Source organism: Shewanella waksmanii (assembly GCF_043643685.1).
GTDB classification, from domain to species: domain Bacteria; phylum Pseudomonadota; class Gammaproteobacteria; order Enterobacterales; family Shewanellaceae; genus Shewanella; species Shewanella waksmanii_A.
Window position 1 is genome coordinate 18,608 of record NZ_JBHZSN010000002.1, and the last position, 20,316, is coordinate 38,923.

Below are 20,316 nucleotides of genomic sequence, written 5' to 3' on the forward strand. Positions count from 1 at the left end.
AAAGTTACTAAGCAAGTTCGCTTAACATTGGAGCAAAGAATGAAACTTAAACAGCTTGTCGGTGCGGTTAGTCTTACAGCCGCTAGTGTCTTTTCTGCAGCATCTATGGCTGCAATTGACCAGACTCTACCAGTATATGAAAAAACCAGTGGTGTTTCAGGCAACCTATCTTCTGTAGGTTCAGATACCTTGGCTAACATGATGACTTTGTGGGCCGAAGAGTATAAAGAGCTTTATCCAAACGTAAACATTCAAATTCAAGCAGCGGGTTCTTCAACTGCGCCACCAGCATTGACTGAAGGTACTTCACAATTTGGCCCAATGAGCCGTCAAATGAAGCCAAACGAAGTTGAAGCATTTGAAAAGCATTACGGTTATCAGCCAACAGCGATTCGTGTAGCGATTGATGCACTTGCTGTTTTTGTACACAAAGATAACCCAATCAAAGGACTAAGCATCGATGAGATCGATGGTATCTTCTCTGCAACACACAAGTGTGGCGGTAACGACGTTAAACGTTGGGGCGATGTTGGCCTAGAAGGTGGTTGGTCTGCACGAGACGTACAGCTATATGGTCGTAACTCAGTATCAGGTACTTATGGTTACTTCAAAAAGAAAGCACTGTGTAAAGGTGACTTTAAAGCTAACGTGAACGAGCAACCAGGTTCTGCATCAGTTGTACAGTCAGTATCACAATCACTCAACGCGATTGGTTACTCAGGTATCGGTTACAAGACTGCAGGTGTTAAAGCGGTAGCAGTATCGAAAAAAGGCGACAAGTTTGTTGAAGCAACAGCAGCAAACGCAGCAAACGGTACTTACCCACTATCACGTTACCTATACGTATACGTGAACAAGCACCCAAATAAAGACCTAGCACCGCTAGAGCGTGAGTTCCTACGCTTTGTACTGTCTAAGCAAGGTCAGAAAATTGTTGAGAAAGATGGTTATGTACCACTACCTCGCTCAGTGACTGCAAAAGATTTAGCTAAAGCCGGTATCCGTCTTTAATTAAATAGCAAGATATTGAAAAAGGCCTCTATTGAGGCCTTTTTTGATCGTTTAACGGTTAGCTTGTGAGATGACTTTGATTATTTAGTTCGATTAGCGAACTTAGCTTCTGATGAGCGCCAAACGATAAAACCAAAAGCGAGCCCGCCTAGGGGAAATAATATTAATGCAATTAGCGGCCTTACCCAGATAGGCTCTGTAGGTTCAATAAAGTGCATGATGACTGACCACATCAGCGCAGTAGAGATGCCCCAATATAATACGCCATGTTGAACCACAAAACGTGTTTTACCTTTTGCTCTAATAACTTTCCATTTTTCGATATTCATTAGGAATCCTTTCTTTAATCGCCTTAAATGTCCGACTTAGCTATTTGCAAGGACATGTAATAAAACCTGTCTTCCTCTGAGTCTATGGTAAAACCCACCGCTTGGTATAATCCTACGGCAGGGCTGATTTTAAAAACCCGTAGCCTAAGTTGATTGGCTCCCGCTTTTATCGCCAAGCGTTTGACTTCAGCAATCGCTTCGCGACCTATGCCTTTATTTTGATAATCCTGCGACACTTGCAAGTCACGCAAATAACAACCTTGGTTGTCATAGGCTAAACGAATCGCACCGACAATCTCACCCTTGTAAACAATATCCCAGTTATCTAAATCCGTTAACTGCGCATGGATTTGCGATATCTGCCAGTCAACCGAGTAATGTTCATAGTAGCTACGCATATTATCAAAAGTGATTTGCGCAGAAGCTAACAAGTCACTACAAGGTTGAAACGATATCACGGTTGATGATCTCCTAATCACGTTGCCAACATGAATCTTTTAACAGGTGTTTTAACGTTTAGGTTATTTAGAGAGTAAAAGACTAATTATCGTATTTTCTAAAAATTATGATCCACAGGTAAAATAGAATCAAAATTAACAGCTTGTGGTTCACCATAGATTGGTGTTCCAGACTCTTCTGTTTCCGCCCATAAAGAGTTGCCTAATGGTTGTAGATTATATGGGCTATGAAATTTCGCAAAAGCAACCTTACCAAGTAATTCATCTTGTCCATTTGTGTAAGACAAAGTTATTAGACCATTGGGCTCAACTTTGAATACCTCTACACGGCCTGTATAGAAACCAGTTGCATCAAGAGAGGTAACCTCAAAGTTACTGTCAAAAGATGTTGTATTGGCCGTAAAATCAAGGGAAATGTTTAAATCATTTGCTCCATTATTTAACGGGATGTTTATACTATCAATTAGTCCATTGTCTGTGGTTGCAAAACCATCGTGGTCACCGTCATCAATATCTAGTAAACCATTGTCATCAAAGTCAATAATTTGTTCGATAGCGGGGTGCACAATATTATTATTAAGTGCTAAGCGGAACTCCCATGTATTCATATCAGCGCTAACATGAACAAAGTAGAAAGTAAGAATATGTGTATCACCTAATGAATCAATTACTGGCGTAGATGCTGAATGATTAAAGGTCAAAGGGTCACTATTGTTAAATTCATCGATATAAAGCTCGTTACTATTTTGCGGCAAATTTGTGCTGATTTTTATTTTGTCCGTGGGTTTTGGGCTGCCTGAACTGTAACTTATCCGTATCGGTTGGCTTGTATCAATGCTCACGCTTGATAGGCTTCCATCAGGATTTACAGGAAAAGCTAATAGAGGTGAGCCTTGTTTATTAACTAAATATCCATTTTTGTTAAAGTGTAGAGAGTTTGAATTGGAGTAGTATAGGTCTAGAGACTCAAGTGATTTTCGAAAAACAAAAAAGTCAGTCTCAACTGCTGTTTGTAACTTAAATTCTCCTATGCGACCTTCCTCACTAGGAGGTGTTATGACAGGTGGCTCCGGTATGACCACAGTGACATTATCTGATTCAGAGTTACAAGCAGCTAGGAACAATATTATCATAAAAATATAGTGGGCCGATTTCATTTTATATTCCTTTAAAAATTAAAAATCTATATTCAATAATTAGCTTTGTTTTATGGTGGGCGGTAACAGGCTTTTGGATGATAAGTTATCGACTACAATAATTTCAGTGTTTTATACATCGAAACTGCTGTTTGCTTTTGGATAAGCTAAATTTAACTATTTTGTTTACTTGTTATTTTCTCGGCTGGTAGCGATTGTGTATACATACTAGTTAGACTTTTGAATAGCTTCCTCATCCATATGTGGCGCGCTTGATTGCTGAAGTCATGCTAGCCCAGACTTATCCTTAATTGGTTATACTTTAGTCTATTATATTGCGTTAAATCAATAATCTAGATCAAATATACTCCCAATAACAATTTATATTCTTTGCGCTAAATTACTGTTGGCTCAAAGAGACGCTTCTTGTGAGGATGCGTGTTGACTTTCTGTGGCAGGCTGTCGTGTGTCATCCGTGTCAGTTGTTCATGAATACAGAGGTTGGTACAGCTATCAATTATGTTCTAGCACATTCTCACCGTTGTAAACGATATCCCAGTTATCTAAATCCGTTAACTGCGCATGGATTTGTGTTAGCTGCCAGTCAACCGAATAATGTTCATAGTAGCTACGCATATTATCAAAAGTGATTTGCGCAGAAGCTAACAAGTCACTACAAGGTTGAAACGATATCACTGTCGATGCTCTCCTAATCACGTTACCAACAAGAGTCTACTTTGTACCGGTCTTTTTAGGTAGTCTATCAGTTACGCATTCATTATTTGAAAAAGGTCAATTGGTAGGTCAATGTCCTGCGACCATTTCAAAAGCGAATTTCGCGACGGGAAAATCTTGGTAGCCTCTAACAATACTAGATTTATAAAAGGGGAAATAGCAAACAATCCCTAATGCATTTAGATAACGCAAAATCGAAGAGACAATTAACTTAGTGTGAATGTGTGTTGACTCTCGGCGACAGGACGTCGCCGTGAAGCCTACACGGATGTATTCATGGCGTGTCATAAGCATAATCACACATATCCCCCGCTGGAGGCGCAAACCTGCAATTACTCACCAGGCCGTCGATGGCCACAACTCCTCTCTGCTGTAGCGAAACTCTTACCGCCAGCAATTAGGTTAATGGTTACATATCCACATTCGAATTAGACTAAGTATTTGTTTGATTGATTCTTTTAAGCATACAAATACGAAGCTTCACATTGAAGGCAAATCGAAGCGGCAATTAACCTAGTGTAGATGCGGCTGAGGCCTTTGACAGCATGGATGCTGTCGTAGAGCGCCCATGGGTGGGTTTACAGCGAGCCGAAGAAGTATCTGCACAAACCACGCTGGAAGCGAGACCTTATTTCCAGCCATCAGGCCGATGGCCACAACTTCCCCCGCTGGAGGCGAAAACCCATTGTCGGCCATAGTGGTAAATCGTACTGTCACCCGTTGGCTTTAGAGAAAAGAGCATATGTACCGATGATTAATACTGTGAGCATTGTAATTTGAAGCTTCACATTGAAGGCAAATCGAAGCGGCAATTAACCTAGTGTAGATGCGGCTGAGGCCTTTGACAGCATGGATGCTGTCGTAGAGCGCCCATGGATGGGTTTACAGCGAGCCGAAGAAGTATCTGCATACACCCCGCAGGAAGCGAAAGACTACCACCATCCACAAACCTTGATTCACCAAAATCAAGGCAAAAAAAAGCGACCAAAATAAGGTCGCTAAGGTTCCAATTCGGAATCCGGTGACAGTGGCGCTAGACACTGTCTAAAGGGAATGATGATGAACAATGAAAACATAAATCGACTCACTTCAAAAAAAATCAATCGATACAAATTCTGTTCATATAATCAGAGTCGAATAATCACAAATAGTTCCAAAATTAAGTGAAAAAAATCACATTATTTTTCACTATGATTTAAATAACTGTATTTCACCCTTAATTTAGTTATTCACTCTATCGGTGTGAGTGTGTTGATAGCTATTTCAGTGTTTTCAACCAAGCTTGGAAGTCTGCATCCATACTGGTGCCCCATTGCTTTACTAAGGCTTGGTAGCGAGCATAGTCACCATTGCGGGTAAAACTTAGCATGGTTTCCACTTTCTCCCGTTGCTGCTCCATCATATATCGTACCGCTAGGTAACCCCAGCGGTAGACTCGGTCGCTGCCACCATTGGTCTCGTAACTGGTATTAAATAGATCGCTAAGGGCATAGTTCTGCTCTTTAGTGATGGCTATCGCCTTGGGGTTGTTGTCGCCTTGGCTGATATATTCGGCAATACCTTCACTCCACCAGACTAAGTGTGGTAGCAGCGGGGCAGGCTGAGGGCAGTATTCTGGTGCGCTGTGGGAGTCATGTAATGAAGCGCAAAAATCGCCCCATAAATTAAAGCGGCCATCGAGGTAATGCACATATTCATGGGCAAGATTCCATATTTGGCCTTGCTTTTCGTAGGCGACAAATTCTGCTTGGTTGCCGTCGATGTGTGGCAAACCTTCTAGAAACATACCACCGTTATCACTTGGGACATCAAAGTGAGCGGTGACATACTTTACATAGTCATCCCGTGATGCGTAGATATTAGCGCGCATGCTAGTATTGTTATCATCGCGTACTGGCTTATCAAGTGTATTAAAAAGCTGGTGGAAATTAGCTTCCTGTTTTTGTAACAGTGCACAGGCTTGTTGGGTCTGCTCGTTAGATAAAGACTGTGAACGTAAGATAATCGTATCACTGCACGCGTGTACTTGTATGAGCACTTGCTCAAGTGGCGCGACGCTTTCGGCTTGTGCAGGGGAGATAGCAAGTGGCAGTAATAACACTGCTAAAGGGCTGAGCTTCACGTTAAAGTTCCTCTCATTGTTATTATTGTATACAATATTTAATTTAGTGTTTCATTTTCACCGAATGAAGTCAATCAGCAGTTTCTTGGCTAATGCCATGACGGATTGAAGTAATGGTGAGCTATGGCAATGTCATGATGACAAGGGGAAGTTGTGAAAAAGCAGTGGGATAATAACAAAGATTACCATTCATTTGCTAATGTGGATGAAGTGTCGGTAAAGCACATTAGTTTGGCTGTGGACGTTGATTTTGCCCAGCAACAGCTGTCGGGTCAGGTTAAATTGCATCTGAGTTTTCATGACATTGATTGTCGAACCTTGTTGCTAGATAGTCGAGATTTAATCATCCAGCGTATCGAAGACGCACATGGGCGTTCGCTAAGCTACCAAATGGGGGCAAGCGATGAAATGTTAGGCCAGTGCATTACTGTCTCCTTAATAGATAACTGTGATTATGTGACAGTCAATTACCGTACTAGCCCGGAGGCTCAGGGCTTACAATGGTTAACACCAGCGCAAACTAGCGGCAAAAAGTTGCCATTTTTATTCAGTCAATCGCAACCGATTAATGCCCGCAGTTGGATCCCTTTACAAGATACCCCCAAAGCGAGGATCACTTTTGATGCCACCGTGAGCGTGCCCCATGGCATGCGCGCGGTGATGAGTGCGATGAATTCACCCACAACGCCTTTGCTCGGTGAGTTTCAATTTACCATGGAGAAACCCATGCCAACCCACTTGTTAGCGTTGGCAGTGGGGGATCTGCAATTTGGTGAGATTGGTGCGCGAACCGGGGTATACGCTGAGCCTGAAGTGTTAGATGCCGCGTTAAAAGAGTTTGAAGACACTGAAACCATGGTAGAGATTGCTGAGAGTTTGCTAGGGCCATACCCTTGGGGGCGCTATGACATGATCGTACTGCCACCGAGCTTTCCTTTTGGCGGCATGGAAAACCCAAGATTGGCGTTCATTACGCCGACCTTGATCGCAGGTGACAAAAGTTTAGTGTCGACGGTAGCCCATGAATTGGCTCATTCCTGGACTGGGAATCTAGTTAGTAATGCCACATGGCGTGATTTGTGGCTCAATGAAGGCTTTACCACCTATTTTACCAATCGCATTGTGGAAGCGGTTTACGGTAAAGAACAGGCTGAGCTTGAACTGGTGTTAGAGTACGGTCGCCTGCAAGAAGAATTAGCAAGTTTGCCCCTATCGACACAAACGTTACCAGCCAATGTACAAAACGAAGATCCAAACTTAGCCTTTAATCGGTTTACCTATGATAAAGCGTCGATGTTTATTCATGAGCTTGAAGCGCGTTTAGGCCGCGCCGCGTTTGATAAATTCCTATTTGAATATGTTGATCATTTTGCCTTTAAAGCCATTACCACAGAAGTGTTTGTTGATTACGCAAAACAAACGCTTTTGAAAGAACATGGTGACAAGATAACAGAGCAAGCCTTGCTGGATTGGGTATATGGTGAAGGTATGCCAGAGAGTTTTGTGGCGCCAACGTCAACCAGCCTAGATAAAGTTGACACATTGCTGGCGAGATTTGTGGCTAATGGTCAAATTGATAAGCAAGATTGCCACGACTGGACTGTGCATCATTGGCAGTATTTTTTAAATACTTTACCGGAGCAATTAAGCCAAGAACAGTTGATTCAATTGGATGAGCAATTTGATTTTACCCACTCAACCAATGCTGAAATTGCTTGTGATTGGTTTAGAGTTGCTATTCGTAATCATTATGATCCCGTGCTTGCTTGTCTTCGTGAGTTTCTTGTCAAAATTGGCCGCGGTAAGTTCGTCAAGCCGCTTTATTCAGAGCTGATGCTTAACGGTTATCAGGCTGAAGTTAAGCAGATTTATCAACAAGCTCGTGCTGGATACCATCCATCTATTGCTGTGCAGTTAGACAGACTGTTATACCAACCAGTATAAGAAGTTGGTATTAGCTTGCAACATAACGATTGAGTATGGGGATAAAAAAATGGCGACCATTTGGTCGCCATAAGATACTAAAACAGTATTCTAAACATCAGTGGCCAATGCGCTAGCGTGGTTCTACTGACAGGGTGTTTATCACACCCAAGGGAGATGATGATGAACTGAAAACACCGATATTAATTCTCTCACCTGAGGCCAAAGTGGCTGTCTGAATGATGACAATTAACATCATTAAATTCGGTTACTGTTATTCAGAGTCTCAATCGCTGCAAAAGTTCAATTAACAACAAAAAAACTTCAATTTTTTCGTATTGCTTAAGCCTTTTGCTAAAAGGCTGTTTGCTAAAAGGCTGTTTGCTAGTCCCTGGCTCGCTTACGCATCAAATTATGACGCTCACAATAAATGTTTTATAGAAGTCGGAAAGAATGACACGGTTGGCAACAACCCCCTTTTGTATTGGGTTAGTTTGCAAGATGGAAAGCCGCCTAGCCAAAACAGGGTAAGTGATAAGTCGCGAGCGCAGAATAACTGCGAAACAGGTAAAAAAAATGGCGACCATTTGGTCGCCATAAGATACTAAATCAGTATTCTAAACATCAGTGGCCAATACGCTAGCGTGGTTCCACTGACAGGGTGTTTATCACACCCAAGGGAGATGATGATGAACTGAAAACACAGGTATCGAAAATTGGGGTTGGCAGTCAATTGCCTGATTTTTCGCTACCATGAAAATCGGTTACATATACTCAGAGTATGCTAATAGCAAAAAGTTCATTTACAGATGAAATTATTTGGATATTTTTTTAAAAGAGTGCGGATAAGTGTCGTTTACTCGGCTTGGCAGATTTTAATCTTGTGGCATTATCTTTGTAAGTGTTTGAAATTAAACATATCTACTTTTGTGTATGCAAGCTTAGGCCTTAATTAGTCAGATTATTAAATCGAGTGAGACGATAAATCGGTTTATATGATGCTAAGTCGTTTAGTTGCTTAGCTGTTTATTCGCTATGTTAAAGAATCAAAGCAGATGAATTGCTTTGTTAGGGCGTGTTGACCTTTCGAGCTGATTTTTGCAGCAGTTTGTGGGTTCTTTATACAAGGCAGAGGCTTTGATATGTAGTTGCACTACTTGATAAGCCAATAACGCAGTAGAAAGGAACCACAAACGCTGCCCGAAGGGTTCGGCTACAAGCGTTTTACTCTTTGTTGAGAGGTATTTTGCTTAGCATGCTAGGCGGCAAACCTCTCGCCGCGATAAAAACGCTTGTGTCTCGAACAAAATTTAACCGCGAAAGGTCAACACGCCCTAGCAAGGATAAAAAAATGGCGACCATCTTGGTCGCCATAACATACTCGTTTAACGCTAAACAGTATTCAAATATCAGTGGCCAATGCGCTAGCGTGCTCTCACTGACAGAGTGTTTAACACACTCAAGGGAGATGATGATGAACTGAAAACACGGGTATCGAAAAACAGTATTGGCAGTTGCTTGCCGAAGTTTTACGCTACCTTTGAAAATCGGTGACATATACTCAGGGTCTCACTTTCGCTAAAAGTTCATTGCAGTTAGCAATTTTTGGTAATTTGTTCTGTCGACAATTATCAGTCATTGGGCGCATCGTTATAAGGGGCTGATTTTGTCCTCTAATTTTTGCTATTCGGTGGAGAGGTTAGGTGGAAAGGATACAGGGCGTTTTCGTGTTTGTTCAGAGGCATTAGCTCAGAAGTAGTTTGTTCAGAAGTAATTTGTTTAGTGGTATTGGCTTAGCATGCAAACGTCAAACAAACAGCCGCTCGCCGCGATTGAAACCTATTTGACCAGCTGCTCTATCTGAGAAAAATTTAACCGATAGAGATCAATGTGCCCAAATTTCGAGCATAAAAAAAGGCAACCAAGGGGGTTGCCTGTTGATCGATTAAGATCAAGGGGACTGCGCTAGAAGTCCCAGGGAGAATGACGAACTTGAAAATCAATTTCGCGTTCAATATTTGGAGTCATCCACCACTAAAAAGTTCAAAAAATAATCAAATAAAAATGATTGTTTTATAACCACATGAATTAGTTTAGTAATTTCTCAATATCTTTTTCTAACGCACTGGGTTTCGTTGTCGGCGCATAGCGATTTACCACTTTACCCTGGCTGTCTACTAAGAACTTGGTGAAGTTCCATTTGATTTTTTTACTGCCAAGTAGTCCCGGTGCTTGTTGCTTTAAATAGTCGAATAGTGGTGCGGCGTGCTCGCCATTGACGTCTACCTTGGCAAACAGTGGGAAGCTGACACCAAAGTTCAATTCACAAAACTGATTGATTGTTGCTTCATCGGCCTTTTCTTGCTGACCAAATTGATTACAGGGAAAGCCCAAAACTACAAAGTTGTCCGGACCATATTTTTCATAGAGTGCTTGAAGCTCTTTATATTGCGGCGTAAAACCGCAGGCACTCGCGGTATTAACGATCAATACGACTTTACCGGTATAGGCCGACATTTCGATTTGTTCTTTAGTGATGGATTCAGCGTTGAAATTGTAAATAGACATGGTTGAGCTCCAAGTAGTGGGATAGGGTCACTGTATCACAAATTAAGTTGTACACAATTTAATTTGCATTATTTATCACCAAGTCATTATTGAAAGTGTAGTGTCACTGTAAAAAGTGTAACCCATTTTAGTTAAGTTTGTTGCGTGGTTTTTGTTGTTAAACTCATTAAAAACAAAAAGATAGTTGAATGGTTTTGCTTTTGGTATGCTTGCCGAAAATTGTTGAGGCTAAGTATTATGGCTATAAAATCTCGCGCAGTGCTTGCGCTAAGTTGTGCTCTATTAACGTCGAGTGTTTATGCTAACGACTTTACTGTTGGTTTAAATGATGACGCGATTTCTACTGAGTTAGCAGTTGATTTGAACAGAAATGCTAACGCGGTTTTTGGCTATATATATGCTACTGATGGTGGTCATGCGGCCAGTGGCGCAATGCATATGACCCATGATGCAGGTATCCACCATTTTGAGATTGGTGCTAAGTATTCATACTACTGGGCGAAACGAAGTGCTAATGGCAGTGCAATCGGTATAGGTGGTCGTTATGCGATGGATCTGGGCTCGAATATTTCATTTTTAGCCTCAGGTTATTATGCACCGTCAGTATTGTCTTTTGGCAGTGTTGATGGTCAATATGAATTAGATAGCAAAATTCAATATAAGCTGAACCCATCTCTGGCGTTGTTTGCCGGTTACCGTAATATTCGTTTGCAGTATGACAATAATCATAACTCAACGTTTGATAGTGGTTTCTATATCGGTGGTAGTGCTGCATTTTAAACCGGACTAGGGTATTTGAGCATTAGCGCCGGTCGCTCTTATAGAGATAAAGGGTGAACTTTCACCTGAATCTAAAAAGCCAAACACAAGTGTTTGGCTTTTTTTATGATTGACGCTTGAGGTTTAACGCCACTGGCTGTCGCGGTAATCTTCAATAGGGTCATCAAAATAGGCGTTGTCGCTGTGTTGACGTCGGTGCTGGTTATTGTGGCTGCGACGACGTTGCTTATTACGTTTACGCTGCTGTTTTTCAGAAGCCTCATCGAGCCAAAGGGCTTCGTCGTGGTATTGATCCTGTGCCATCTCTTATTCCAAAACAAATGCTGAATATCGTTTCGCTTTGATGCTAAGTGGCTTAAGTTGCACCTAGATGACACCTGTGTGAAAGGCAGATGACAACTGTTTGTTTGCCTGCCTAGGTTAAGCCAGCAGCTGATCCTGCTGGCTCTTTGGTTATTGATTGCCGCGGTTAACCATTTTGGCGACAAACATACCATCGCTATCAGCTTCAAACGGCAGAACGGTCAACATTTGCGTATCGTTTTTGGTAAACGGATGCTGCACGCTGAGTAGTTCAAATTGCGGATGCTGTGCTAAAAAGCGCTGCACTACGTCTTGATTTTCTGCGGTTGCTAACGAGCAAGTGGCATACACTAAGTAGCTGCCGGTTTTTACCGCTGCGCTGCTGCGTGTAAGAATATCGAGTTGTAACGCGGGTTTGTCAGTAATCGCTGAAGCATCGTCTAACCAGCGCATGTCTGGGTTACGACGCCAAGTACCGGTGCAGCTACAAGGGGCATCAACCAATACATGATCAATGGTATCGGCATCTATCGGGAGGGCTTCACTCACCCAAGGTGCGGTGGTGATATTGTTGTACTTGGCTCGCTTAGCGCGTTTTTGTAACTCCTCGAGTGGTTTCTTACGTATATCTGAGGCGACGACCCCACCTTGGCTGTTGGGGTTTTGCGCCAACATTAATGCGCGTAATTGCAAACTTTTACCGCCAGCGCCGCTGCAGGTATCCCACCAAATCTCATTGGGCTTGGGGGCACAAATTTGACCGATAACTTGTGATCCAAGATCTTGAATTTCCAGTTTGCCTTGCAGGTATAAGTCTAAACCCGTCAAATTGATATTCTTGTGCCCTAAATGAATAGCATCACTAAAATACATCGATGGGCTGGCATCAATGTCAAGCTGACTCAAGTGATCACATGCCTCATTGACAGTCATACTTTGCACACGGCCCCAGATGGGGGGGCGGCAGCTCATTGATTCAATAAGCTGTTGCTGTTGCGATTCATCCATGGGGGTAAGGTGATGCCAAAACCACTCGGGTAGCAGGTCTTGGCCAGAAAACTGATACTGTGGGTAGCACTGATTCAAGTATTGGCATTTTTGTTCAACACTGGCTAAGTCAGTGGTCGATGTCGGTAGCGTTAAGTTAGCAAATGTAGACCAAGCTTCGGCAATATCTGCCCATTTGTGTTGCTCAAACTTTGCAGTTATCGCCAACGCGGCAAACCAGCTTTGTTGTTGGGTGAGCGGTGTTTCTAACTTTTTGAACCAACCCCACCAACGAAAAACACCAAACAGGCTTTCGCGGATCACCCGCCTGTCTTTTGAGCCATGTTTCTTGTTAGCGCGAAAGTAGTCTGCAAGCACTCTATCTGCTGGCATTTTTTCGGCAAATATTTGCGAAATGAGCAAGTGCAGTGTTTGACTGTAACTGAGAGCGCGCTTTTGTGCGCCATTGACTGCGTCGATATTGGCATGCAAATTAGCGGTATTACTTAGGCTTGATGAAGTGTCATCGGTCATCTTGGATGCTTACAGAGGATAAAACTTGGCGCAATTGTAGCAAAGAAACGCGGACAGTGGATAACTTATGTGAGTTGCTCTTTCTGCAAAGAGTGCTGGGTTCATTTTTGCCAGTGGCTTAGTGGTTTTTTTAGCTGGCTTTGCTGCAAGTCCACCGCGGATGCCATATACTCACAGTAACGACATAACCTGTTGAAACCGAGCGCATCATGCAAGCAGAGTTACTTGAAATTCAAAACTTTATACGGCAGTACCCGCCGTTTGATCAGTTACCTGAGCAAGCGCTAATTGATGTGTCCAACAGTGTGGAGATCTCCTATTTCCGAGCCGGAAGTAGCATCATTGAACTTGGCGATAAAATTACCGATTTATATATGATCCGCAGCGGGGTTGTTGAGGTTTATCGCCGCAATGGTGAACTATACAACCGCCTCGACCAAGGTGGAATCTTTGGACAGATGGGACTGCTGACTAACAATAAAGTGCGCTACCCAGCCAAAGCCATAAAAGATACTTTGCTCTATTGCATTCCCGAAAACCTGTTTGAAGATTTTTGTGAGCGTTATGATGCCTTTGCCGAATTTGTTGAGGTTGAGGGCAGCGTCCGATTGCAACAAGCAGTGGAAGACAATAGTGATGATGCTAACTCACTGACCACCTCTAAAGTGAAAACCCTCCTCAGTGGTGAGCCAGTGATTTTGCCTATCAGCACACCGGTAAAGGAAGTGGCGAGCATTTTGTCGCAAGAAAATGTCTCGGCAGCCATCATTAAAGACCCCAATTTGGCCGATGAGGGGGGCAATAGCTTTGTGGGCATTATCACTGTGCGTGACCTATGTGCAAAAGTGGTGGCAGATGGCTTAGCCGTTGATACGCCCGTGGAAGAGGTGATGTCGACAGAGCTGATTTCGCTGGATCACAACGCCTATATTTTTGAGGCAATGTTATTGATGTTGCGCTATAACGTGCATCATCTACCAGTGTTAAGAAATCGCCAGCCTGTCGGTCTCATTGAAGTAACCGATATTATTCGCTACGAATCACAGAACAGCTTGCTGATCGTAAGCAGTATTTTTCAGCAAAACAGTGTTGAGGATCTGGTGGTCCTCTCGGCACAGCTCAAAGATTGCTTTGTGCGTATGGTTAACGAAGACGCTAACTCACATATGGTGGGTAGGGCGATGTCAGAAATAGGCCGAAGTTTTAAGCAGCGTTTGTTAGAACTGGCGGAAGAGAAGTTAGGCCCGCCGCCTGTGCCTTATTGCTTTTTAGCGCTAGGTTCAATGGCGCGTGACGAGCAGTTGATTGTGACTGATCAAGATAATGCCATTATTTTAGATAATGACTATCAGCAGGAACTCCACGGTGAATACTTTGAGCAGTTAGCGCACTTTGTCTGCGACGGCTTAGCTGCGTGCGGCTACACCTATTGCAGTGGCGATATCATGGCGACCAACCCTGAGTATCGTAAAACCCAAGGCCAGTGGGAGGCCTGTTTTGCCGATTGGATTGATAATCCCAACCCGCAGGCCCTATTGAACTGCTCTATTTTCTTTGACCTTTATGGGGTCTATGGCCGGCCTAAATGGGCCGAACAACTTAATGCATTTATCTTACGTAAGGCAAAGAAAAATAATCGATTTTTGGCTTGTTTAGCAAGGAATGCGCTGAGTAGAACGCCACCTTTAGGCTTCTTTAGAGATTTTGTGATGGAGAAGGATGGCCGCCACAATAACTCGATAAATTTAAAACGACGTGGCACCGCGCCATTGGCAGATTTAATCCGGGTACATGCGCTGGCTATCGGCTCGCAACATCAAAACTCTTTTGATCGCCTTGAAGATATTATTGAGGCGGGGATTCTACCGCCATCGAAGGGTAAGGACTTACAACATGCGATGGAGTTAATCTCGCTGGTGCGTATTCGTCACCAAGCACTGGATATTGAAGCGCAGCAAGAACCAGACAATAACATTGAGCCGGAGAATATGTCGGATTTTGAACGGCGTAATCTCAAAGATGCGTTTTTGGTGTTAAGCAGTGCGCAGAACTTTTTGAAGTTCCGCTATAGTGCTAACAGTATGCAGGCAGCCAAGTAATGGAGAACTTTACTAATCAAGAGGTGCTAAATTGGCAAGCTTTTTTGCAAGTTAAGCAGCGTCAAAGCACTGATGCGAGGCTGCAGAGCTTTTACCAAGTTGGCACCTATGACAGTGAAACGCCGTTAAAAGATATCCAATTTGTTGCTCTAGATTTTGAAACGACCGGACTGGATGCGCGTCAAAACAGTATTATCAGTATTGGCTTAGTGCCTTTTACTTTGCAACGAGTGTTATGTCGTCAAGCAAAGCATTGGTTTGTTACACCAGAAGATAAGCTAAAAGAAGAGTCGGTGATTATTCATGGCATTACCCATTCTGATTTAAAAGGTGCTCCGGATCTACTTAGAATTCTAGAGCAGTTGCTAGATGAACTGGCGGGTAAAGTCGTGGTGGTACATTACCGGCGAATAGAGCGCGACTTTTTTGATGCCGCCCTTCGCAGCTTAATCAATGAAGGGATCGTGTTTCCACTCATTGATACCATGCAGATTGAAGCGGATATTCAACAAGCTAAGCGGTCGGTTTTTTTCGACTGGTTTAGGCTAAAGCGTCCGGTTTCACTGCGCTTAGCCAATACCCGCAGTCGCTATCACTTGCCGAGTTACCCCCCCCATGATGCGGTAACCGATGCTGTGGCGACTGCTGAGTTACTTCAAGCGCAAATTCAATACCACTTTAGTGCTGATACCCCCATTAAGAAACTGTGGCTATAGTCACTGCTTGACCATTTAGTTGATTTAACGTCAGCAGATAGCAAAAAGCCAAGCCGCTAATGGCTTGGCTTTGGTATTATCCCATTGTTGTGACTAGCGACGCGGCTCGGTTCTTAGTCCCATGATTAAGCTCAAGCACATCACCAATAAAATCAGTGTGAAAGGCAGGGCGGTGGAAATCGCCCCAGCTTGAAGCGCTTCGATAGCTTGCGTGCCACCAACCCAAACTAAGCCTGCGGCAATGGCACCTTCAATGAATGCCCAAAATACCCGTTGTGGCACTGGTGCATCGACTTTGCCACCTGAGGTGATGCTGTCAATCACTAAGGACCCTGAGTCTGACGAGGTCACAAAGAATACTAAGACTAAGATAATCGCAATGAGTGACAAGATACTGCCCATGGGCAATGCATCAAACATTTGGAACATGGCGAGAGGCACTTCTGTTAGGCCTTGTGAACCTAAGGTGCCGACTTTATTGACGATTTGATCAATTGCTACACCGCCAAATACCGACATCCAAACGATCGTCACTAGAGTGGGGACGATAAGTACCGCTATCATGAATTCACGAATCGTGCGGCCGCGAGAAATACGCGCGATGAACATGCCCACGAAAGGTGACCATGAAATCCACCAAGCCCAATAGAAAACAGTCCAGCCATGCATCCACGCTTGGTCTTCACGACCGATAGGGTTACTTAGCGGAATGATATTCTCAAGGTAACCCATGATCGTTGTTGGAATGGTTCCCATCGCCACAGCAAACGAGACTAAGGCAACAAAAACGACTAAGGCTAGGGCGAGTAGCATATTGATATTACTGATGATTTTTACACCACCGTCGATGCCGCGCATCACTGAGACAACCGCCACTAACGTGATAACAAAGATGATGCCGATTTGCAGCATTAAGCCGTTGTCAAACCCGAATACATGATGAAAACCACTGGCTGCTTGCTGTGCACCGAGCCCTAATGAAGTAGCCAAGCCAAATAGGGTTGCCAGTACTGCGAGAATATCGATGATATGTCCAGGCCAACCCCAAGTTCGATCGCCCAGTATTGGGTAAAATACTGACCGCATTGATAGCGGCAGTCCTTTGTTATAAGCAAAGAAAGCAAGAGAAAGTGACACCACGCCATAAATCGCCCATGGATGCAGGCCCCAATGGAACATGGTTGCACCTAATGCTAACTTAGCGGCTTCAGGGGTGTTGGGGGTGACATTTAGTGGGGTTTCAAACCAGCCGGTAAAGTAAGCTGCTGGTTCGGCAACGCCCCAAAACATCAGGCCAATTCCCATTCCCGCAGCAAATAGCATGGCTATCCAGGACAGTAATGAGTAATCGGCTTTAGCTTGGGTGCCCCCCAATCTCACTTTGCCAAATGGTGAGATGATCATAGTGATGCAAAACAACACAAAAATATTGGCCGACCACATGAATAGGCCATCAAAACTATTGATGATTGTGTTTTTCACGCCATCTAATGCGGCTTTGGAGGTGGCGGGGTCAACGATAAGTATGGCAACCAGAAACAGGCTGATTAAGGAGGCGCTGATACCAAACACCGGGTTGTGAACATCAAACCCCCATTTTTGGATGTTATCTTGGCCGACGGTGTAGTCGGTGTTATCAATACTGTATTTATCTTTATTGGTGGTCATTTATCCTCAGTTAGAACGGTTATCATTCGATGGGAGTGAATTTCATTAGTTAGCGAAAAATGGATTTTGTTAGTAATAGGTTTCCTCTGTTAGTGAGCGAACTATCAGCTCACTGGGGCCACATTCTTATAAGTTTTAGTCACCAAGGCGAGTTTTTCAACCCGGTAGCAGTGATGACACATGTCGTGCACTGATTTAATAATCGAGTCCAAGTGCAAAGCAGAGGTAACTCATCAGCTTTTGCGTGTGGGCAAACTGCACAGCGCACCATTGTTCAAAATTGTCTTGATAGAGCTGCTCAGCGGTAAATGGCCTGATAGCAATGAAATCTTTGCGCTTGAGCTCATCGATAAGTGGATGATGCTTATCAAATCCTTTTGGAGGCCGGATCAGGCTGTCTCCTTGCATTTCAAATTGCCCCTTTGTGAGCGCTTCAAGTGCCTTAGTATAAGCGCGAGGGTTTTCGTCGATACAGGTGCGGATTTGGTTGAGTGCTTTACTGTCTGGATGCCAAATGCCAGCGCCTATGAAGCAGCCATCATTAGCAATATGCAGATATAAACCTGGGGCGTGGACATCTTTGCCCTGAAAATGTCTAAATTGAATACCGACATTAATTTTGTACGGTGTTTTATCTTTACTAAACCGTGCATCACGTTGGGGACGCATTAAGCTGCCACCCACTTTCTTTGCTACGGCATTGAGGCGCGGCGACAGCTCATTGATATGGGGACCCATGTTTTCAATAAACTGCAATGCGGGCCCACGCACTTGCGCTTCATATTGGTCTTGATGCGCTTTAAACCATTGTCGATTATTGTTGTTGGCTAATTGGTGGAGGAAGCCTAAGCAATGCTTATCAAACATGAAGGGTCCTTAAAGTGATTACCTGGCACTGTTCGCTGTCATCAATACCTGTTTAGCAGGGATGACTTCTATTGTCCGCACCATGATTTAGCAGCATTTTTCGTAATGCGCTTTAGAATCTCATCCATCAGCCAAACTAACATAAATGCCAAGGCAGTGACAGTGGCGCAGGTCGCGTTTTATGGCTCATTTCAGAGATTAGGGCTGATTGACTGATTCGATCGCCATTGAGAAGTTGTGATATAGTCGCCGTCATTCAATATCAAGCGGCAACGCTGAATAACCGACAGTAATTTAGGTAAAAATGATGAATATTTGGGTTGATGCGGACGCTTGTCCCACTGTGATAAAAGAAATATTATTTCGCGCCGCAGACCGGGCTAAAGTCCCAACAACCTTGATAGCCAATCACAGTATGCGAGTACCGCCATCGCCCTATATTAAAATGGTCACGGTATCGTCCGGTTTTGATGTTGCTGATGATGAAATTGTTAAGCGTTTAAGTTGCGGAGATTTAGTGATAACCGCTGATATTCCGCTCGCATCTGAAGTGATTGATAAGGGCGGCTTTGCGCTTAACCCTCGCGGTGAGCTCTATACCGAACATAATATTAAGTCGATTTTAAATATGCGCGACTTTATGGATACCATGCGTGCCAGCGGTGTACAAACTGGCGGGCCGGCGGCGATAGGCGCAAGTGAAAAGCAAGCATTTGGCAACCAGTTAGACCGTTTTATCACCAAGTATCATCGTTAGCATCAAGCCGTGCAGGTGAGCTACAGTCATTTTACCAAGGTTAATTGGCCAAAAACATCAGCGGTGATGTAACCCAGGTTTTTATCACCGTTGATAGGCGTTATCTCATGGGTGCCAATAAAGTGCTGGCGAGATTCTGCCCCATCGTTATCACAATAGGCCAGCATAAAGCCCATCACCTTATTTTGGCTGAGCGTGACCCTAGCGTGGTGCTGACTTGCAGGCTCATGTACTGAGTATTTATCTGAGTAGATCTTTACTGCAAGTTCCCAAACGATGTGATGGGGAGATTGTTTGCTCCTTTGCCAACGGCTATGAATATGGTCATTGAACAACATCGGCCCGCCTTTGGCTTGGGCAGTTTCTCCTGGTCCAAAATCGACGACTTGATTATCAACCGCGACATGATAAGCAAATGCATTGAAATTATATTGATGCAAGCCACCACTATTATCTTCATCGACAAATAGCTCCAAACAGTCATCATCCCAATAGCGATGTAACGGATTGGCGTATTGATCAAATATCACATCATCACTAATCACAGCCTGTAAATACAGGTATTGCTGGTCCCACATAAGACGCACTTTACCACTGAAGTCTTGTTCGTCAGGCAGTGGTCCGATAATCGGCTTATTGATGGCAAGCCAAGGCGCGTTATTCCATAGTTTGGCATCGATTTGACCGTCTATATTCGGAGGTGTTGTCGTATAAGGCGCTTGGTAATTGGCTCTGGTAGAAAATGCCAGTATGACTAAGCAAAGTCCGATAACCATAGGGCGAAACAGCGAGTACCCATTAATATTGTTTGTGCGCATCGATGATCTCCATGGCGTGCTGCAATAATTGCTCTGGGGGCAAATCTTGGTCAATACGATATAGGGTTTCTTGCTGCTCGGGCGCCTCAAAAGCGCTGATTTGCGAGGCCAGCAAATTAGGGTTGAAGAAGTGGTTTTGCCGTGCAGATAATCGCGATTTTATCACCGCTTCAGCCGGGTCAAGGTGAATGAAACAGGCTGTATTGCACAGTGGTATGAATTGTTGCCTATGGTGAGCTTTTAGTCCTGAATATGCCATAACACAAGGAGTACCTTGCTGCAGTTTAGTGGCTATTTTTGCGATTAACCGAGCGATCCATGGCGCACGATCTTGCTCGGTTAAAGGATGCCCGTTGGCCATTTTTTGCTTGGCTTCTGGGCTGTGGTAATCATCGGCATCTAAAAAACAGGCGTTGAGCTGCTTGGCTAACAGCTTAGCAAGTAGGCTTTTACCACTGCCGCTTATGCCCATAATAATGATTAGCTGAGGTGTGGAACTCCCCAT

Annotated in this window: 20 protein-coding genes; 8 read left to right on the forward strand and 12 right to left on the reverse strand. The window is 43.8% G+C overall.

Annotation, left to right across the window (positions count from 1 at the left end):
* The first annotated feature begins 39 nt into the window (after nucleotides 1-39).
* Nucleotides 40-1,011 (forward strand): PstS family phosphate ABC transporter substrate-binding protein, encoded by a 972-nt coding sequence (locus tag ACHUFW_RS02925; protein ID WP_394200509.1) that lies wholly within the window; start codon nucleotides 40-42, stop codon nucleotides 1,009-1,011.
* Between the two features lie 80 nt (nucleotides 1,012-1,091).
* Here ACHUFW_RS02925 and ACHUFW_RS02930 read toward each other — a convergent pair whose 3' ends face one another.
* From ACHUFW_RS02930 to ACHUFW_RS02945, 4 genes are all read right to left on the reverse strand, one after another.
* On the reverse strand, nucleotides 1,092-1,340 hold the full coding sequence (locus ACHUFW_RS02930; RefSeq protein WP_394200510.1) for a hypothetical protein: 249 nt from the start codon (nucleotides 1,338-1,340) through the stop codon (nucleotides 1,092-1,094).
* Nucleotides 1,341-1,363: 23 nt separating this feature from the next.
* Nucleotides 1,364-1,798 carry a GNAT family N-acetyltransferase gene (locus tag ACHUFW_RS02935; RefSeq protein WP_394200511.1) on the reverse strand — a complete coding sequence of 145 codons (435 nt, stop codon included), beginning with the start codon at nucleotides 1,796-1,798 and terminating at the stop codon, nucleotides 1,364-1,366.
* A gap of 98 nt (nucleotides 1,799-1,896) precedes the next feature.
* Nucleotides 1,897-2,955 carry a flagellar hook-basal body complex protein gene (locus ACHUFW_RS02940; protein ID WP_394200512.1) on the reverse strand — a complete coding sequence of 353 codons (1,059 nt, stop codon included), beginning with the start codon at nucleotides 2,953-2,955 and terminating at the stop codon, nucleotides 1,897-1,899.
* 492 nt (nucleotides 2,956-3,447) lie between these two features.
* Entirely contained in the window at nucleotides 3,448-3,630 is a 183-nt protein-coding gene (locus tag ACHUFW_RS02945) for a hypothetical protein (protein ID WP_394200513.1), read from the reverse strand.
* A gap of 584 nt (nucleotides 3,631-4,214) precedes the next feature.
* Between ACHUFW_RS02945 and ACHUFW_RS02950 the strand changes: the two genes are divergently transcribed.
* Both ACHUFW_RS02950 and ACHUFW_RS02955 read left to right on the forward strand, forming a co-directional pair.
* Nucleotides 4,215-4,367: a hypothetical protein gene (locus ACHUFW_RS02950; protein ID WP_394200514.1), complete on the forward strand. Its 153-nt coding sequence runs from the start codon at nucleotides 4,215-4,217 to the stop codon at nucleotides 4,365-4,367.
* Nucleotides 4,368-4,518: 151 nt separating this feature from the next.
* Entirely contained in the window at nucleotides 4,519-4,662 is a 144-nt protein-coding gene (locus ACHUFW_RS02955; protein ID WP_394200515.1) for a hypothetical protein, read from the forward strand.
* Between the two features lie 265 nt (nucleotides 4,663-4,927).
* On the opposite strand, the gene ACHUFW_RS02960 is transcribed toward ACHUFW_RS02955, so the two are convergent.
* Nucleotides 4,928-5,791, reverse strand: coding sequence for a collagenase (locus tag ACHUFW_RS02960; RefSeq protein ID WP_394200516.1), 864 nt, complete (start codon nucleotides 5,789-5,791; stop codon nucleotides 4,928-4,930).
* Nucleotides 5,792-5,944: 153 nt separating this feature from the next.
* Here ACHUFW_RS02960 and ACHUFW_RS02965 point away from each other — a divergent pair, with 153 nt between their 5' ends.
* Nucleotides 5,945-7,735, forward strand: a complete 1,791-nt coding sequence (locus tag ACHUFW_RS02965; protein WP_394200517.1) for a M1 family metallopeptidase — start codon at nucleotides 5,945-5,947, stop codon at nucleotides 7,733-7,735.
* 2,067 nt (nucleotides 7,736-9,802) lie between these two features.
* Here the strand turns inward: ACHUFW_RS02965 and ACHUFW_RS02970 are convergent.
* Nucleotides 9,803-10,282: a glutathione peroxidase gene (locus ACHUFW_RS02970; RefSeq protein WP_394200518.1), complete on the reverse strand. Its 480-nt coding sequence runs from the start codon at nucleotides 10,280-10,282 to the stop codon at nucleotides 9,803-9,805.
* A gap of 234 nt (nucleotides 10,283-10,516) precedes the next feature.
* On the opposite strand from ACHUFW_RS02970, the gene ACHUFW_RS02975 reads away from it, so the two are divergent.
* Nucleotides 10,517-11,062 carry a YfaZ family outer membrane protein gene (locus ACHUFW_RS02975; protein ID WP_394201116.1) on the forward strand — a complete coding sequence of 182 codons (546 nt, stop codon included), beginning with the start codon at nucleotides 10,517-10,519 and terminating at the stop codon, nucleotides 11,060-11,062.
* Between the two features lie 123 nt (nucleotides 11,063-11,185).
* Here ACHUFW_RS02975 and ACHUFW_RS02980 read toward each other — a convergent pair whose 3' ends face one another.
* Complete coding sequence (locus ACHUFW_RS02980) at nucleotides 11,186-11,365, reverse strand: hypothetical protein (protein WP_394200519.1); 180 nt, start codon at nucleotides 11,363-11,365, stop codon at nucleotides 11,186-11,188.
* A 150-nt stretch (nucleotides 11,366-11,515) separates the two neighbouring features.
* Nucleotides 11,516-12,886, reverse strand: a complete 1,371-nt coding sequence (locus tag ACHUFW_RS02985) for an RsmB/NOP family class I SAM-dependent RNA methyltransferase (protein WP_394200520.1) — start codon at nucleotides 12,884-12,886, stop codon at nucleotides 11,516-11,518.
* A gap of 209 nt (nucleotides 12,887-13,095) precedes the next feature.
* On the opposite strand from ACHUFW_RS02985, the gene ACHUFW_RS02990 reads away from it, so the two are divergent.
* A complete protein-coding gene (locus ACHUFW_RS02990; protein WP_394200521.1) occupies nucleotides 13,096-14,985 on the forward strand; it encodes a DUF294 nucleotidyltransferase-like domain-containing protein in 1,890 nt (629 codons plus the stop codon).
* Complete coding sequence (locus tag ACHUFW_RS02995) at nucleotides 14,985-15,701, forward strand: 3'-5' exonuclease (protein WP_394200522.1); 717 nt, start codon at nucleotides 14,985-14,987, stop codon at nucleotides 15,699-15,701. The genes ACHUFW_RS02990 and ACHUFW_RS02995 overlap by 1 nt, the downstream gene beginning before the upstream one ends.
* Before the next feature lie 93 nt (nucleotides 15,702-15,794).
* Here the strand turns inward: ACHUFW_RS02995 and ACHUFW_RS03000 are convergent, their stop codons facing one another.
* Nucleotides 15,795-17,369, reverse strand: coding sequence for a BCCT family transporter (locus tag ACHUFW_RS03000; protein ID WP_394200523.1), 1,575 nt, complete (start codon nucleotides 17,367-17,369; stop codon nucleotides 15,795-15,797).
* Nucleotides 17,370-17,564: 195 nt separating this feature from the next.
* The gene (locus ACHUFW_RS03005; RefSeq protein WP_394200524.1) at nucleotides 17,565-18,236 is read right to left on the reverse strand and encodes a DUF2461 domain-containing protein; all 672 of its coding nucleotides are present in this window, start codon (nucleotides 18,234-18,236) and stop codon (nucleotides 17,565-17,567) included.
* Between the two features lie 307 nt (nucleotides 18,237-18,543).
* Between ACHUFW_RS03005 and ACHUFW_RS03010 the strand changes: the two genes are divergently transcribed.
* On the forward strand, nucleotides 18,544-18,993 hold the full coding sequence (locus tag ACHUFW_RS03010) for a YaiI/YqxD family protein (protein WP_394201117.1): 450 nt from the start codon (nucleotides 18,544-18,546) through the stop codon (nucleotides 18,991-18,993).
* 26 nt (nucleotides 18,994-19,019) lie between these two features.
* Here the strand turns inward: ACHUFW_RS03010 and ACHUFW_RS03015 are convergent, their stop codons facing one another.
* On the reverse strand, nucleotides 19,020-19,811 hold the full coding sequence (locus ACHUFW_RS03015) for a CBM9 family sugar-binding protein (protein ID WP_394200525.1): 792 nt from the start codon (nucleotides 19,809-19,811) through the stop codon (nucleotides 19,020-19,022).
* On the reverse strand, nucleotides 19,792-20,316 hold the full coding sequence (locus ACHUFW_RS03020; RefSeq protein WP_394200526.1) for a gluconokinase: 525 nt from the start codon (nucleotides 20,314-20,316) through the stop codon (nucleotides 19,792-19,794). Before ACHUFW_RS03020 ends, ACHUFW_RS03015 begins: the two co-directional genes overlap by 20 nt.